Origin of the sequence: Solibacillus sp. FSL W7-1472, assembly GCF_037969775.1 — a bacterium.
Taxonomy (GTDB): domain Bacteria; phylum Bacillota; class Bacilli; order Bacillales_A; family Planococcaceae; genus Solibacillus; species Solibacillus silvestris.
The window spans coordinates 1,229,471-1,245,528 of record NZ_CP150208.1 but is presented as its reverse complement, the minus strand read 5'-3'; the positions used below and the strand labels follow the sequence as shown (position 1 = coordinate 1,245,528).

The following is a 16,058-nucleotide window of genomic DNA, read 5'->3' as shown; positions in this document are numbered from 1 at the left end:
ATTATTGATTTAAATATTCATTTTTAACTTCAACCATAAAATCGCAAAAGCCGTTTTGGCATCGTAAATACGGCCGTCCGCAACCATCGCTTCAGCTTCTTCCAGCGATACTTCCATTAACTCTACAAATTCATCTTCATCCAAATCAACCGGAATGTCTAATTTTTTTAACTTTTCGGCTACGTAAATATGAATAATTTCATCCGCAAATCCCGGTGAAGTTGCGAAAGCCTGAACAAATTCGAAATGATCAGACGTATACCCCGTTTCTTCCTCCAGCTCACGGCGAGCCGTTACAATAGGCTCCTCCCCTTTTTCCAGCTTACCGGCAGGAATCTCTATAATGGAACGTTCAAGAGCTTTACGGTATTGCTCCACAAGTAAAATTTTATTGTTTTCTGTGATGGCAATTACTGCAACTGCACCTGGATGATTAATAATTTCGCGCTTCCCTGTTTCACCGTTCGGAAGCGATACATCGTCTACTTTTAATGAAATAACCTTCCCGGAATAAATGGGTTGGGATTGAATTGTTTTTTCTTCAAATTTTTTCATGACCATGCCTCCACTTGTTCTCTTGCTTATATTCATTGTACCATTAGTAAGAGCTTTTCTAAAATATTGAACCAGGGAGGAAATTAAGATGAAAAAACGACAATTAGGTACAAGCAATCTTCATATTTCTGAAATTAGTCTAGGCTGTATGTCATTACCTCCAAATCCAGCAGAAGCAGAAGAGGTCATTCATGCTGCAATTGATGCAGGCATTAATTATTTTGATACCGCAGACCTGTATAATAAAGGAGAAAATGAAAAAGTTGTTGGCACTGCACTGAAACAACACCGCCACAATATTTACCTGGCATCAAAAGTCGGAAATCGTTGGGAAGAAGGAAAGGAAGGATGGGGCTGGGATACGTCCGCAAATTATATTAATAAAGCTTTACGTGACAGTCTGCAGCGTCTACAGACCGATTACCTGGACCTTTACCAGCTACATGGAGGAACGACTGAAGATAACTGGGAAGAAATTACCGACACATTTGAAAGCCTGAAAAAAGAAGGACTTATTCGCGAATATGGCATTTCCTCCATCCGGCCGAATGTGTTCATGCCATTTCTGCAAAACAGTGATGCAATCAGCAATATGATGCAGTTTAATATTTTTGATGAACGTGCAAGTGAATTCTTCGATTCGATTCAACAGACTGGCGCTTCTGTCGTAACACGCGGATCAATTGCAAAAGGCTTGCTGACAAATGAATGGCGCACACGCTTAAAGCCCTTTATGAGTTACGATGAAGCGGATGCAAACGATGTATTGCAGAAAATCGAACAGCAATTCGGCGATGTTCATGCAGCAGCCCTCGCTTTCAATTTACAATATCCAACGGTTGCTTCAACAGTCATCGGTGCGCGTACACTTACACAACTGAAACAAAATCTGGATGCCTATGAAAAAGCGCAATTGCTGCAAAATATTTCGGAGATCGACAAATGGACGAAAACCGACCGTTACACTGAGCATAGATGAAAAAATGGATCGCTCTCGTCATTGTCGGGGTAATGGTGGTCATTGTCATGTCCAATATGAGCTATGAACAGCAAACGATTATTCCGGCGTTAAAAGACCTTTTAAAAGACAAGCCATTTGAAGCATGGTTAAGTCAATTTGAAATTCCTTATTGGGGAAAAATTATATCAGTCGAAACTCGCGGCTACTTTCAATTCCTTGAATTTCTTATTCGGAAAGCAACGCATTTTTTCGGCTACGGTTTATTAGCGGTTACAGTCTATATTTTGTATCGGAAACTGAAATGGCGCTTTGCAGCATTGCTTGCCTTTATTACTACCGTACTGATCGCAAGTCTCGATGAATACCGCCAAAGTACGATTACGGGACGCAGCGGCCTCGTCGAAGATGTCGTCCTCGATGCATGTGGCGCGTTGACATTGTTAGCATGCGCAAAACTCATTCTTATTGTATTCAAAAAAGAGGGTAGGACATAACCAAAAAGCCATTTTTCTCCGGGAGAAAAATGGCTTTTTGCTGTGCTTAAAAATTGATTTCCATTCCGGGACGCTTTCCGCGGGCGTGAGGCCAACAGGATGTTGGTCACAAAAGCGTTGCCACAGGAGGTGGCGTTCTTAGCTTTTGTTCCTAGTCTCAGGCGTCACGCTATTCCCGCAGGAAGCTTTGCTTGTAGCGAAAGGCGTAGCCGTCAGCTACACTCGCCCTCCATTCCAATCAATTTTATAAAATATCCGTTTCTTAATAAGGATTATCTCCTTATCTAATAAAATCTTTGTTCTTTCTCAACATCTTACAAATATATTAAGCTTCTATCGGGCCGTTTCGGATAACCGTTAAAATTTTGAACCTTTATCACCGTATTGATTTAACAGTTCTTCAAAGCTCATATTTTTTTCGCGTTGTTTGCGTTCGAATGCTGCTTTTGCCAGACGTTCTTCCTCTTTCGCCTTTTCGTCTGCCACCATTTCCTGCTTCGCTGCCTTTAGCTTGGCCAATACATCGCCGCCTAGCTGATCGGCCAATGTTACCGCCTTATCCTTTGGAAGCTCGAATTCATTCGTCGTTCTTTGCTGTTTCTTTTTTGCCATTATTTTCACCTACAATTAATTTTAGCGTTGTACAATTGTTGCAACACCCTGTCCCCCACCAATACATAAAGTTGCAAGACCTAATTTTGCATCTTGTTTTTGCATTTCATGTAACAAAGTAACTAAAATACGTGTTCCGCTTGCCCCAATTGGGTGACCAAGAGCAATTGCCCCGCCATTTACATTTAGTTTATCATGATTGAACGCCAATTCGCGATCAACTGCAATCGCCTGTGCTGCAAACGCTTCATTCGCTTCAATTAAATCCATTTCATCCAATGTTACATTCGCTTTCGCCAAGACTTTTTTGACCGCTGTTACCGGTCCGATCCCCATCACAGAAGGATCAACCCCAGCGCTCGCATTTGCGACGATTGTAGCCAGTGGTGTAAGGCCTAATTCAAAAGCCCGCTGCTTTGACATAACAACAACCGCTGCAGCTCCGTCGTTAATACCTGAAGCGTTCCCTGCAGTAACCGAACCTTCTTTCTTGAAAGCAGGTCGTAATCCGCTTAATTTTTCTGCTGTTGTTCCATGTTTCACATATTCATCTTGTGTAAATAGAATCGGATCCCCTTTACGTTGAGGAATTTCTACCGGTACAATTTCTTCAGCAAATTTATTTGCAGAAATCGCCTCAGATGCACGAGCCTGTGATCGTGCTGCAAATTCATCCTGTTCCTGACGCGAAATGTTATATTGATCACACAGGTTTTCAGCAGTGATCCCCATATGATAATCATTAAATGCACACCATAAGCCATCCTGAATTAATGTATCGACAATTTTTTGATCGCCCATGCGGAAACCTTCTCTTGCATTTCGCATAATATATGGTGCTTGACTCATATTTTCAAAGCCTCCAGCGACAACAACATCTGCATCCCCGGCAATGATTGCTTGTGCTGCTAAATGAACGGCCTTTAAGCCTGAACCACATACTTTATTAATTGTCATCGCTGGAACGGTGTATGGAAGACCAGCCTGAATACTTGCCTGTCTTGCCGGGTTTTGACCTAAACCTGCTGCGAGAACATTCCCCATAATCACCTCATCAACTGTCGTCGGATCTAATTGAACCCGATTTAACGCTTCTTTTATTACGATACTCCCTAAAGTCGGAGCTGAAATATCTTTTAATGCCCCCTGAAAAGCACCAATTGGCGTACGTACTGCACTTACTATTACAACTTCTGTCATGAATATATCCCCCTTTATTGTGAATGGTCCCTTTGTGAGCAAATGAGCTTACAAAGATTTTATCAAATATTTCGTATTTTTCACACAAAAGTTTCCAATAGTAAATAGATACATATTAGTTGATTTATCACAATAATTCATCGAATATTAAATTAATTAAGGAGTGATTTTCATGAAAAAACGTACACTGTTTTTATCTGGCAGTATTGTAACCACGCTGCTGGCAGCTGCTACAACGATCACTGGTGTCGTGATGACAAATCACATTATGTATATAAAGAAAAAGGACGATGCTTTCATCCGTGAACGTGAAATTGCGGCAAAACGCTTTGACGAAGCATGGTATGAAGGCTGTCCAAAAGAAATTTTAACGATCGATTCTCCAAATGGCTATACAATAAGCGGCATCTATTTAAAACCTCTGGAAACGAAAAATACAGTGATTATCTGTCATGGTGTCACAGAAAATAAAATCAACTCAATGCGATATGCCCGTATGTTTGAACGGCTAGGTTTTAATGCATTTGTGTACGATCATCGCCGTCACGGAGAATCACAAGGGAAAACAACAAGTTACGGCCATTATGAAAAATACGATTTACAGGCAGCAGTCGAGACAATCCGAACTATTACCGGTGAAGACGCCCTGCTAGGTATTCACGGGGAATCAATGGGTGCGGCTACAACCCTGCTCTATGCAGGTACACTGGCCGATAATGCAGATTTCTATGTTTCCGACTGTGCTTTTTCAAACTTCCCAGAACTATTAAAGCGGATTTTTGAAAGTGTTGTACCAATTGATTCGAAATATACACTCCCTTTTGCCGACTTTTTCATGCGGATTCGCGATGGCTATTCTGTTAAAGAAGTGATGCCGATTGATGCAGTGAAACACATTCAAAAACCTGTCCTCTTTATTCACAGTACACCGGATGATTTCATTCCTTCCTCTATGACCGAAGAACTGTACGAACAAAAACCTGAACCTAAAATGCTGAAACTGTTTGAAAAAGGAGAGCATGCGAAATCATTCAATGATAACCCAGGTGATTATGAGCAAACGGTTGCCAAGTTCTTGCACGACTATGTACCGGCATACCGCAATATAACGGATTCTTTACTATAAAGGTAATAAGAATTTGGGACATAATTCAAACTTGCCACTTTTCTCCAATAGAAAAGTGGCAAGTTTTTGCTATGCTTAAAAATTGATTTCCATTCCGGGACGCTTTCCGCGGGCACGGCCTGAGCCTGTAGTCTCAGGCGTCGTGCTATTCCCGCAGGAAGCTTGCTTGTAGCGAAAGGCGTAGCCGTCAGCTAATGTTTTCACAGTGCGAAAGGTGAAACCGTCAGCACGAACACTCGCCCTCCATTCCAATCAATTTTATAAAGTATCCGTTTCTTAATAAGGATTTTCTCCTTATTTAATGAAATTTCTACTTCTGTCCCAACCTCACTTAGTTGAGGGACGGGAACTAATTCCCCTTATTCATCCCCCGCCCAAACAAAAAAGCCCCCATACTCTGTAAGATTAAGTACAAGTAATGGTACATTAAATCTTATTCAGTAGTGTTTCTTTTAAAATGTTACACATTAAATAAAAATGCACATTATTATAGCAATTTTAGTAATGTGCTTTTTATTTTTATTAACTTTTTCATGTACATTTGTTAAAAGGTTAAACACTTTACAATGACTAAGAAAGATATTAATGTAGGAACATACATTCTTATATAAGGGGGGAGAATAATTGTATTGGTTTGAGTATTGTCCGAAGCATATTGAGAGTAAATATCAGTTACTTGTCTTTAAAGATAACCAGCCATTTATTCCTTTGACGGATTATTATCATGATTGTTTAGGGAGAATTGATAAAAGCTCTGCAATATCATATTTGAATTGTTTCCTTCCGTTTTTTAAATGGTTGGAGAAAGAAAGTAACTATCAAGGAAACAGAGTGCAATGGAATGATTCAGAAGAGAAAATACGTGTTGTGGTTGAAGATTATTTGATGCATGAAATGAAGTGTAAGATTCGTGATAAAGACACAAGACACCTTTCGTTTTGTAAATTTAACTAACAAGAGTCCTAACACAATCAGTCGATTTTTATCAGCATTAAAATCATTATACAAATCTATGATACGGTTAAAACAGTATCCGTATAGTAACTTTTTATGCCCCTTTTCCTTAAGAACTAGGGTATCTACACTTACGTTTTGAAGACTAATTCGCCACTTTCTTATTGTACCTGGAGTAGGTAAATTAAAATGAACTGCAGTCTCTATATCAGACAACCTATTCTCGTTCATATAATTGAGTATATATAGTTTATCTTCAACAGAATAACGTGTATAGCTCTTTTTTAAGGATTCTGGTCCATGAAGATGATATTTTCCAATCCAGAAATGTATCAATTCAGTATTAGTAAAATTAAGTGATTTAGCAATTGAAGTAATACCTTCATCACCTTTTTCAACACGATAAATCGTATCCAGTTTTTGTTCAAAAGTAATCCTTGTCATATAAAAAGCACCTCCAAATGATAGATTTGTGTCTAACATTTGGGGTGCAGTTCATTCAAGAAAAGCGCCCAATTGTTGCATAAGGGTGGCATCAGATTTTACTCTAATACTCAATAAAGAAGGGAAACCACTAAGATGGTTTCCCTTTAAAATGTTCCGCCTTTTTTAGTATAAACTATATTTTTATACTTGCTGAGCAAGGACAATTATCATCACGATTCCCATTTTTTGTAGAACAATTCAAGGAAGCAGAGATGGGATTAGAAAAGTAAACTCCATATATAATAGGAAGCCAGCCAGGGATGCCAGTATAGTACTCCCACATTTTATCAGAAATAGCCAGTTCTCTTTGATCATTTTGGATTCATCTTTTTTTCTCCTTTTGTTTACATCAAGTTTGTTAAAGGGTTTTGCAAATGGTTTACATAGACTACAAAATTTCTTTGACAAGAACTTTTTTATATTCTATACAAAAAAATTACAGAATACCTTAAAAGCTTGCCATAAGGATCGGCCAGTTTTGACCTATTTTAGCTGAGTAATTTCTGCCAATATTTCATAGGAATGGAGGCGTGCCTTATGATCGTAAACCTGGGCGATTGCCATGATTTCATCGGCTTGACTTTCATCCAGAAATTTTTCCAGCTTTTCTTTTACGGTTAAAGGACTGCCGACAATCGAAGTTCCTAATTGATTCTCAAGGGCAGCTATTTCATAGTCTCTCGCTAAACTATTAATATTATCCACTGGCGGCTGCAATGGGACTTCCTTCCCGCGCATCAAATTCAAGAACTGCTGTTGCAAAGTTGTAGCGAGCCGCTCAGCTTCCTGATCTGTATCGGCCGCAATGATGTTTAGTCCTACCATTGCATGCGGCTTATCCAGAATTTTAGAAGGCTTAAACGAACGGCGGTACAGCTGGATAGCCGGCAGTGTGTTATGCGGCGAGAAATGGCTCGCAAATGCAAACGGCAGTCCAAGCTCTCCCGCCAGCTGGGCACTGTATCCGCTCGAACCTAACAGCCAAATAGGTATGTTCAATCCCTCACCCGGAATTGCTTTAACATGATTATGTCCTTGTGCCAGGGAAGGGGCAAAGTAATTCCGGAGCTCAGCCAGCTGCTCAGGGAAATCTTCTCCTGAACTTCTCAAGTCCCGTCTTAATGCACGTGCAGTAAGCTGATCAGTGCCTGGTGCACGGCCCAAGCCAAGATCAATACGTCCTGGAAATAATGTTTCCAGAGTCCCAAATTGCTCAGCAATAACAAGAGGTGCATGATTCGGCAGCATAATACCGCCTGAACCTACCCGGATTTTTGATGTACCTGCTGCAACATGGGAAATGACTACCGATGTTGCAGAGCTGGCAATAAACGGCATATTATGATGCTCAGCGAGCCAATATCGGTTATACCCCAGCTTTTCAGCGAGCTGGGCTAGCTCCAAAGTATTGCGAAAAGAGTCTGCCGGCGTACTTCCATCTGTAATTGGAGACAGATCCAGGACCGAGAATGGAATTTCCGTAATTTGTTTTGTATCATTTTCAGGCATATGCTCATCTTCTTCCTTTAAAATTTCGTTTCAATCCTATAAATGAATTTACAGGTTGTATTCTTTGTCTTCTTTTATTGCCTAAATCTAAATCACATTGATTTAACTGATTTAATATCTGCAGAAAATACATCCTTTATTAGACTAGACACTGTTTAATTTAATGCAGCTTGAGCAAAAATTGAGCTCGCCATTCCTGCCCAATTATGATGTTCAGCAAGCCAAAACCGTTTATATCCCCACTGCTCTGTTTTCTTTGCTAGATTAAGCGTGTTTTAAAGGGAAAGTTCGGCTGATCCCCCCGACAATAGGGGGAGGAATCTAGTACTGAAAGTTCTATTTTCTTTGTCATCATTCATCCTCCTTTTATACAATTTAATTAAAGCTGGCCAGCACCTTTATGGGTTGGAAAGTGGGGTAAAACAAATTCTCCAAGTTCCTGGATTACTTCCTCTGGAGGGCGCTTGGAAAAATAAAGAACAAACGCCAAATGGTTGACACCAATCTCGTGAAATTGATGAAGCAGATCAATTAAACGGTTTCTTCCCACGGAATAGCCTAAGGGTATGGAGACTGGCATTTCATCGGGATTTTCCAATAAATTGATAAACAAGCTTTGAGAGAAGGGTTTAAACTCTCCCGGAGCATGAACTTCAGTTAAAGCACGATAATCCTGGATAAGCTGTGCCTGTTGAATAATGCTTCTTGGGTATTGAAGCCACCCATCACCATTCCCGGCTATCCAATTTATAGATTGATTGCTAAATCCGGTCACCATGGTCGGAATCGAAGATACAGGCTTTGGGAATAACCTCATATCTGTGCCATCGATCAGTCCAGCGGGGGTGTGGATTGTCGGTTGATCCTCCTTTAACAGACGTTCGAGAATTTCGAAATTTCCCTTAAATAGTTGACCACTTTCTTGCTTAGATATCCCTAAAGCTGTAAAATCTTTTTCCCTGTCCCCTGATGCCACTCCCATAATCAATCGACCTGGAAATAATCGATCGATTGATGCAGCTTCCTTGGCTACCCTGACGGGGTGGCGCAAAGGGAGAACTACACTTCCTGTCACTAACGCAATGTGCTTCGTATAGGCTGCAAGATACGTTAAATAAATCCATAAATCGTACATTTGGCCGTTATCATCAACATTCAAATTCTGTATTGTAATATCACGGAGCCATAATGAAGCAAAGCCATATTCCTCAATTTTACGGGCCAGCTCCAGCTGATTTTCCATAATTGGATTTTTAGACATCCTGGCAGTCGGAAGGACAAATCCGAGTGTCATTTTGTCTTTCTGGTACATGCTATTATAGGCATGATGATGTTGAAAACTCACTCTTGGTCCTCCTTAAAGGTTATATTTTTAAGCTTATATACTTTTCAAACTGTTTAATCGTTTCCTCATTCCGTCGATAATAAGTCCATTGTCCGATTCGTTTCATTTCCACCAGTCCGCTTTGCAATAGGATAGATAAATACTGGGAGGTAGTGGACTGTGATAATCCTACTTTGCTGTGAATATCACTAACACAAACCCCGCCATCAAAGCCCTTTTCTTTGATGACATGGGCCTGCGGAGAAAAATTATTATCAGGTTCTTTCAACATTAGCAGAATATTTACTCTTATTTGATTTGACAGAGCCTTGAATATTTCAACTGCCTGTTCGTCATTTATCAGATTTGATTCACGATTCAACGCTGCCCGCCTCTTTCTGATTTTATTAGTATCTATTTTGCTTGGAATGCGTATAAATTAATCGAACGAAAGAATATCGATACTTTCCGATATTTCTATATATTAATTTCCTTTATACCCAAAATCAAATTTTATGCTTTAGACAGGCCTAGGAAACGGTTTTAAAGGAACTAAACAAATCAGCTTAGGGTTGGGCAATAATTAATGCTACCAAACGACGTTTGGGGAACTTTATTTCTTTCATCGATTGCTTTCAAAAATTAAAATGAATTATAATTTAAATAAATCTTGAGTTGCTTGGAGTTACAATATAATAACGTTCCCAAATCAAAGTTTTGGAGTACAAATAAAAAGACTAACTTTGATGTAACAGCGTTAGTCTCTTTTTAGAGTAACTTTATTTATACAAATTTTTATACAGGTAGCATAAACAGTTGAAATAGCTGCATTCATCCTAGCAGAGCTTATTCATAAATTTGCATAAAAACTTGTAGAACATATTTCTTATCGATCAAGTGTTATTCAATAATCTGGCCCTATAACAGAAAAACGCGATCTTCTTATGGAAGAAGGTAGTGACCCCTTAAAGTTAGAGTTTTTATTATGCTGCTAATTGGCTGGCATGTTTTCGGTAATTTACCGGACTCATGCCGGCCAGTTTTTGTTTAATACGAACATTATTATAATAATGGATATACTCATTTATTTTCTTTTGTAATGCTTCATAAGAGATGATTTGTTCTCCATAATACATTTCCTGTTTTAGTAAGCTAAAGAAGTTCTCCATGGCCGCATTGTCGGCGCATGTTGCTTTACGAGACATACTTTGAAAAATCCTGTTCTGTCTTAATGTTCTCACCCATGTATTGTGTTGGTAGTGCCAGCCTTGATCGGAATGAATTGTTGTCCGATATTCTGCGCGCTTTTGAATAATTGGTAGTGCTTGTCTAAGTGAATTTAACACAAAATCTAGGCTCGGCCGTTTTGACATACTAAACCCAATAATTTCACCATTAAATAAATCCATGATCGGACTTAAATATAATTTTTCATCATCTGTACATTTAAATTCAGTTACATCAGTCACCAATTTTTGAAGGGCATATGACGTTCTGAATCTACGATTCAAAAGGTTTTTAGCGACTTTTCCAACTGTTCCTTTGTAGGATTTATAGCGTGATTTACGTATGAATTTTACACATTTCAACCCTAGGTTTTTCATAATTCGTTGTACCTTTTTATGATTAATTATGTGTCCTTGCACTCTTAATTCCGCATGAATTCGGCGGTAGCCATATCGCCCCTTATGTTGTTCAAAAGTCTCTAAAATCAAGGCTTTCCACTCTAAATCTGGATCTTTTTGCCTCATCAGTTTGATATGATAATGATACGTTGCTTCAGGAATATCCACTTGTTTTAAAATATCTTTTAATCGAAATCCTTCTTGTTTAAGTTCGAATGCGATGGCAGCTTGTGCTTTTCGAGGAAGGCATCTGGATTCTCCCGAAAAGCCTTCAACTTTTTTAAATAAGCTACCTCTAAACGAAGCAGTTCATTTTCGCGTTCTAGCTGCTCCTCACGTGACATTGTTTTTTCTTGGTTATTCACTGTTGATTTTTGTTTCTTAGACATGGATGGGCGCCCCTTTGGTTTTCTTTGCAGGCCCTCTATCCCTTCTTTTAAAAACCGATGATACCAACTAGCAACTAAAGTTGGATCATTCAAGTTAAAATGAATCGCAGTATCTTGATGGGAAGCACCTGTTCGTTTCATATAGCTTAATACATCTAATTTAAATTGAACAGAATAAAACTGCTTCGTTTTCTTAACAGATAGGCCACTACATCCAAACTCTTTATAAGCACGTACCCATTTCCTTAACGGTGTAGCACCGACTGCATATTTCTTCGCGATCGCTCGATATCCTAGTGAGCCACTTAAATATTCTTGAACCACCATCAATTTAAATTCTTCATTAAATTTAGTCATAAAAAATCACCCCAAAGGTTAGTTTTTTACTCTAACTTTTGGGGTGCAGCACCGAATCGCGCCCGATTGCTTAAATAAAAGATATACACAAATTTTGTATCGTCCTTACTCAAGTTAGTTATTGGAAATTATTTTTCCTCGGTTTATACTTATCGAGAATAATGACAGTGTCTTCTAACATCTCAAATATCAATTTAACTGCTTAGCGAGGACTTTCCGATATACATTATTAATAACTTGGTAAATTATGCGAGCTTTTTCACATACGACCAGTTATTTAAGTATTCAAAACAAGAAATTAAAACTTTATTCAAATTACAAAAAGTGATAGATTGTAAATAAAATGCCCTAAAATCGTTAGATTCTAGGGCATTTTGTTTACGTTATAAGTTATTCAATAGGAAAAATTAAAGGTTTTACCTTTATGAATTTGCATCCGTCAAAGGATCAATATTTATATTGTATTTTACTTTAATGTCCATCTCCTCAAACAATTCAATCCATTTTTTTTCTTCCATTGGTTTTGAGAATGGTCTTTTTGTTTTTACGCCAAGCTGTAATGGATCCACTCTCAATTCTTGCATGTTTTTAAATAGTTCATGTGTTTGTTTTTCAAGATGGGTTTCGATATCTTCTTTCATATTTTCTAACTCCTTTGGGTCAAATAATTGTTTCTCTCCCCGGTATTCCTCAATCCTAGTGTCTATATTCAAGGTATAGGTCATTGTAGAGTAGCTGCTATCGATATCTACTATTATTTTAGATCTAACATGACCCAGTACAACTTCAAATTCTGAAATCGGTAAAATGTCTAAGTAGTGATTGTTGTTTATCAACTGGAAGATACGATCATCAAAAGATGAAATAGTTTCAACTAGCTTGTCATCTTGAAACAAGGCTGTACCTTCATAGTTGACCCCATCCTCTTGTATTTTGAATACAGGCAAGAAAGGATCTGAATAAGGAGAATAGAGCAAATGCTTAAATTGATGAAGATTAATGACAGTTAATTCTCCTTGACTTTTTTCCTCATAATGCTTCAGCATTCGATAAAACGAGTAATCAAAGTTTTCATCTTTGTCCAATTGACTTTCTAAGTATTTTTCGAAATTTCCTTTTACGATAACTAAATAAATTCTCAAAGGAATATCCGGATCAGTCAATATTACATTTATAATGGACATAATCCCCTCTTTTGCAAGTTCATCACTAATTAACAGCATCCGCATTTGTCCGGATTTAACTTCCTGGTAGAAGTTTAAGTTGTACTTCTGTACTCCCTCCTTTAATAAGCTGACTTCTTGCGACATAACATTCTTATTTTTTTTACTTAGAGAAGGCAAAATTGTACTAACTTTTAATTTCCCATTATCCCCCTTACTAATTGACAAAAAAGTAATGGGAGAAATCTCTTCAATAAGGTTATTTTCGGTAAAAGGGGCACAGCCAGCTAACCAAATTGTCATAAAAAGGAGTGTCGATCTTTTAAATATCTTTTTATATAGACACATGTTTTTTAACCCCCCTTTTTTTTCATTACTAAAACAATAACAAGTGGAACAAGAAAATAGCTTAGGCTTCCAGCTATAATTTGAAGATTAAGTAAAAAGTTCTGCTTCTCCCAGGGTTTCCAAAATAATTCATTCAAAAGAACCATGCCGATAAAAATAAGGAATACACTGAATAATAAACCTTTTCCACTGGACGGCTTGCTCATTTTACCAAAAGCTATTTTAGATGCTCCATAAAACAATAGTAGAAATAGAGAAACCGCAAAAACTAAGTTAAATAATTCAAAGGAAAGCATGATCATATCAATTCGTTCAAACACTGGGTTTTGAAAATAACGGGCCATATTAATAATTGGATATTGACTTTTACTTAAATAATTAGAACCGAAATAAAGTAGGGATGCTATAAATAGGAATACATACTCTACAACGGTGAGAGCGTTACCGTATGACAAATAGCGAAAGGTTTTATTGTTTGTTTTAAGCCATGGTCCCAAAAATACCAGAAATTCCGGACCAGAATAGGAAGACAAAATTAAAAAAAAAGCCTTCCAATTTTCTACTTTCCACTCCATTGGAATAAGTGGATACAAATCACTGAGTTGAGCTATTGGAGGAAAGAAGAAAAAAACGAAAAATGTAATCATCCAAAATGTACTGAAAAAAGAAATTAACACAAAACGAATGGTATGTTCAATGCCCTTAGCTGCGACATAAAAACAGAACAACAAAATAAAAAAGACAAGAAAATTTGTATCTGTTGATGGAAGCATAAATGTTTGAACAATTTCGCTGAATCCTAAGGTTATGACGGAAAGTTTAAGTAGAATAAAGAACAATCCGATGAAAGAGAGAAACCGTACCAGTTTTTTTCCAAACAATTGGACAAATCCATTATATCCATTGCTAGATAATCGGGATGAAAGCCACTTAGATAAAAGAAGAAGGTTTAGTTGGGATAATATCCCGACAGCTATAAGCACCCAAATCATATATGGATTGATCAAGATATTTGGCATAATAAGAAAAAAGTATAGCATTTGGAGGCGATTTACCAACAACATGGCATAGAGCCCATTATAGGTTACATTCTTTTCAAATAATTGGTGGGTTTCCATCAAGTCATCTCCTAGTTTTATATCTCTTCAGTTTTAGAGGTTTAAGATGCTCTGGACGTTCCAACATTTTGACTAATGGTCCTCGAATGAATAAGTCAATCCAATCCTTTCTAAAGAAAGGGGAAACTGGTGAAAAATAGGGTTGCTTGATTGATGACAAGCTATTAAGATGGGCTAAAATAGCAATAATTCCTAGTGCAATCCCAATTAACCCAAATAAAGAAGAAAAAACAAGAAGCATCAATTGCATTAATGAATTTGCTTTTGTCATAAGGTAATTGGGAATAAGAAAGGAAGCTATCGTCGAGATCCCAACCATGACAATTAATACGTTGCTAGCGAATCCAGCCTCAACAGCCGCTTGACCAACTACAATACCACCAATAACCCCAAGTGTTTGACCTGTTTTTGTAGGCATCCTTAAACTTGCTTCTCTTATGATTTCAATAAAAATTAACATGATAAATGCTTCCCAAAAAGGAGTGAAAGGAAGCTTGCTCCTTGAGTCGACCAAGACCAGAAGGGTTTGTAAAGGAATCATTTGATAGTGATGAGTTGTCAATGCCACATAGAAAGGAATCAATGTGATTGACAGAACAAAACTGACATATCGGATGATGCGCAAAAAACTGGCAACTACCCATCGATTAATATAGTCCTCGGGTGATTGGAACAAATGGAAAAAAGTAATGGGTGCAACAAGAGCAAATGGTGTATTATCTACCAGAAGGGTGATTTTTCCTAATCCCAGAGAATAAGCAACTACATCAGGCCGGTCAGTTTGCTGAAACTGAGGAAAAATACTGTTTTGATGTTCCTCCATGAATGCCGCAACTTGAGAGGAGTCAAAGAAGAGATCAAAATTAATTTCAGAAATCTTCTCTTTGACTGTTGAAACAAAATCTGGATTAGTCAGCCCCTCTATGTACATTAAAACAACACTTGTCTCACTCATAGAACCGACAATAAACTTCTCTGCTTTCAGTTCATGTATGGGGAGTCGTCTTCGAATAAGCGTAATATTTTGTTCCACTTGTTCACTAAAGCTGTCCTTTGCTCCGAACAGGATGGTTTCAGTTTCGGAAGTTTCAATGGCACGTCCAAGAGGATTTTTTAATGGCACAGCTAACCAAAGGTTTTGCGAAGAATCAAATAACAAAATGGACCCTGAAAACAACTGTTTTATTGCCTCTATAAAAATAGGAATGTGAATAATTGAGGAATTCACAATGCAATCTTGAATAGACGGTTTGGAACAATTAGTTAAAGGTTTTATAATGCTTTCATTTAATTTTTCTTGATCAATGAGAGTTCGTATATAAACAAGATGAATTTTTCGAATATCGGAAATGTCAAATTCCACAAATTCTGCATCATCCATTTGAACGAGGCTTTTTTTCAGAGCTTCTATCGATAATTCTGATTCAGTTATTGATTGAGCAACAAGCTTACTTTCAATTTGTTTTTTTTTCCAAAACACGTACATCCTACCCCTCTAATCTCTAGTCGCACTTAAATATTCCATATTTATACACATTATTAGCCATTTAATTTTAAAATATACATAATACGTAGAGGAGCATAAGACCTTAGAGGAACAAAGGCAATTCATAATAGATTAGGCCTTCTTCATCTTAATAGATTGTTATAATAAGGAAGTGTCAAAAGCTAACTGTAGCTTTGGATGCTCTTTTTTGTCCAAAACATGAATCTACTAGCCCTGGAGTTAAAATTGATATGAATAACAAAGATATAGCAGGATTTAAAACAATTTAAGTTGAATAACGATTTTTCGGAAATATATTACATATTGTTTATATCAAGTGAGAAAACAGGG

The 16,058-nt window shown here is 37.6% G+C and carries 14 protein-coding genes and 1 pseudogene; 4 read left to right on the top strand and 11 right to left on the bottom strand.

The window, feature by feature from the left end; genetic code table 11:
* Positions 1-9: 9 nt before the first annotated feature.
* A complete protein-coding gene (locus MKY07_RS05980) occupies positions 10-555 on the bottom strand; it encodes an NUDIX hydrolase (protein ID WP_014824354.1) in 546 nt (181 codons plus the stop codon).
* An 88-nt stretch (positions 556-643) separates the two neighbouring features.
* On the opposite strand from MKY07_RS05980, the gene MKY07_RS05975 reads away from it, so the two are divergent.
* Both MKY07_RS05975 and MKY07_RS05970 read left to right on the top strand, forming a co-directional pair.
* On the top strand, positions 644-1,534 hold the full coding sequence (locus MKY07_RS05975) for an aldo/keto reductase (protein ID WP_014824355.1): 891 nt from the start codon (positions 644-646) through the stop codon (positions 1,532-1,534).
* Positions 1,531-2,010 (top strand): VanZ family protein, encoded by a 480-nt coding sequence (locus MKY07_RS05970; protein WP_065216987.1) that lies wholly within the window; start codon positions 1,531-1,533, stop codon positions 2,008-2,010. Before MKY07_RS05975 ends, MKY07_RS05970 begins: the two co-directional genes overlap by 4 nt.
* Before the next feature lie 357 nt (positions 2,011-2,367).
* Here the strand turns inward: MKY07_RS05970 and MKY07_RS05965 are convergent, their stop codons facing one another.
* Both MKY07_RS05965 and MKY07_RS05960 read right to left on the bottom strand, forming a co-directional pair.
* A complete protein-coding gene (locus MKY07_RS05965; protein WP_014824357.1) occupies positions 2,368-2,622 on the bottom strand; it encodes a YqkE family protein in 255 nt (84 codons plus the stop codon).
* Positions 2,623-2,643: 21 nt separating this feature from the next.
* Positions 2,644-3,822: an acetyl-CoA C-acetyltransferase gene (locus tag MKY07_RS05960; protein WP_014824358.1), complete on the bottom strand. Its 1,179-nt coding sequence runs from the start codon at positions 3,820-3,822 to the stop codon at positions 2,644-2,646.
* 172 nt (positions 3,823-3,994) lie between these two features.
* Between MKY07_RS05960 and MKY07_RS05955 the strand changes: the two genes are divergently transcribed.
* Both MKY07_RS05955 and MKY07_RS05950 read left to right on the top strand, forming a co-directional pair.
* The gene (locus MKY07_RS05955) at positions 3,995-4,948 is read left to right on the top strand and encodes an alpha/beta hydrolase (protein ID WP_008408063.1); all 954 of its coding nucleotides are present in this window, start codon (positions 3,995-3,997) and stop codon (positions 4,946-4,948) included.
* A 624-nt stretch (positions 4,949-5,572) separates the two neighbouring features.
* Complete coding sequence (locus tag MKY07_RS05950; RefSeq protein ID WP_197494740.1) at positions 5,573-5,902, top strand: hypothetical protein; 330 nt, start codon at positions 5,573-5,575, stop codon at positions 5,900-5,902.
* A 969-nt stretch (positions 5,903-6,871) separates the two neighbouring features.
* On the opposite strand, the gene MKY07_RS05945 is transcribed toward MKY07_RS05950, so the two are convergent.
* The 8 genes and pseudogenes from MKY07_RS05945 to MKY07_RS05910 all read right to left on the bottom strand — a co-directional run bounded on the left by MKY07_RS05945 (position 6,872) and on the right by MKY07_RS05910 (position 15,707).
* Positions 6,872-7,897: an LLM class flavin-dependent oxidoreductase gene (locus MKY07_RS05945; RefSeq protein WP_014824360.1), complete on the bottom strand. Its 1,026-nt coding sequence runs from the start codon at positions 7,895-7,897 to the stop codon at positions 6,872-6,874.
* 379 nt (positions 7,898-8,276) lie between these two features.
* Positions 8,277-9,242, bottom strand: a complete 966-nt coding sequence (locus MKY07_RS05940; protein WP_014824361.1) for a TIGR03571 family LLM class oxidoreductase — start codon at positions 9,240-9,242, stop codon at positions 8,277-8,279.
* 19 nt (positions 9,243-9,261) lie between these two features.
* A complete protein-coding gene (locus MKY07_RS05935) occupies positions 9,262-9,585 on the bottom strand; it encodes a metalloregulator ArsR/SmtB family transcription factor (protein ID WP_041865902.1) in 324 nt (107 codons plus the stop codon).
* Positions 9,586-10,204: 619 nt separating this feature from the next.
* Positions 10,205-11,071: pseudogene (locus tag MKY07_RS05930) on the bottom strand (IS3 family transposase); the annotation flags it as partial.
* A complete protein-coding gene (locus MKY07_RS05925) occupies positions 11,032-11,592 on the bottom strand; it encodes a helix-turn-helix domain-containing protein (RefSeq protein ID WP_339262563.1) in 561 nt (186 codons plus the stop codon). The gene MKY07_RS05925 and the pseudogene MKY07_RS05930, both read right to left, overlap by 40 nt.
* 422 nt (positions 11,593-12,014) lie before the next feature.
* A complete protein-coding gene (locus MKY07_RS05920) occupies positions 12,015-13,103 on the bottom strand; it encodes a Ger(x)C family spore germination protein (RefSeq protein ID WP_014824363.1) in 1,089 nt (362 codons plus the stop codon).
* Between the two features lie 5 nt (positions 13,104-13,108).
* Positions 13,109-14,221: a GerAB/ArcD/ProY family transporter gene (locus MKY07_RS05915; RefSeq protein ID WP_065216989.1), complete on the bottom strand. Its 1,113-nt coding sequence runs from the start codon at positions 14,219-14,221 to the stop codon at positions 13,109-13,111.
* A 4-nt stretch (positions 14,222-14,225) separates the two neighbouring features.
* Positions 14,226-15,707: a spore germination protein gene (locus MKY07_RS05910; RefSeq protein WP_014824365.1), complete on the bottom strand. Its 1,482-nt coding sequence runs from the start codon at positions 15,705-15,707 to the stop codon at positions 14,226-14,228.
* Between the last annotated feature and the right edge of the window lie 351 nt (positions 15,708-16,058).

Bases quoted from the DNA above. Each gene is read 5' to 3' on its own strand.
- MKY07_RS05920 (WP_014824363.1), bottom strand. From the start codon at position 13,103: ATGTGTCTATATAAAAAGATATTTAAAAGATCGACACTCCTTTTTATG.
- MKY07_RS05925 (WP_339262563.1), bottom strand. From the start codon at position 11,592: ATGACTAAATTTAATGAAGAATTTAAATTGATGGTGGTTCAAGAATAT.
- MKY07_RS05965 (WP_014824357.1), bottom strand. From the start codon at position 2,622: ATGGCAAAAAAGAAACAGCAAAGAACGACGAATGAATTCGAGCTTCCA.
- MKY07_RS05915 (WP_065216989.1), bottom strand. From the start codon at position 14,221: ATGGAAACCCACCAATTATTTGAAAAGAATGTAACCTATAATGGGCTC.
- MKY07_RS05960 (WP_014824358.1), bottom strand. From the start codon at position 3,822: ATGACAGAAGTTGTAATAGTAAGTGCAGTACGTACGCCAATTGGTGCT.
- MKY07_RS05910 (WP_014824365.1), bottom strand. From the start codon at position 15,707: ATGTACGTGTTTTGGAAAAAAAAACAAATTGAAAGTAAGCTTGTTGCT.
- MKY07_RS05970 (WP_065216987.1), top strand. From the start codon at position 1,531: ATGAAAAAATGGATCGCTCTCGTCATTGTCGGGGTAATGGTGGTCATT.
- MKY07_RS05945 (WP_014824360.1), bottom strand. From the start codon at position 7,897: ATGCCTGAAAATGATACAAAACAAATTACGGAAATTCCATTCTCGGTC.
- MKY07_RS05975 (WP_014824355.1), top strand. From the start codon at position 644: ATGAAAAAACGACAATTAGGTACAAGCAATCTTCATATTTCTGAAATT.
- MKY07_RS05980 (WP_014824354.1), bottom strand. From the start codon at position 555: ATGAAAAAATTTGAAGAAAAAACAATTCAATCCCAACCCATTTATTCC.
- MKY07_RS05955 (WP_008408063.1), top strand. From the start codon at position 3,995: ATGAAAAAACGTACACTGTTTTTATCTGGCAGTATTGTAACCACGCTG.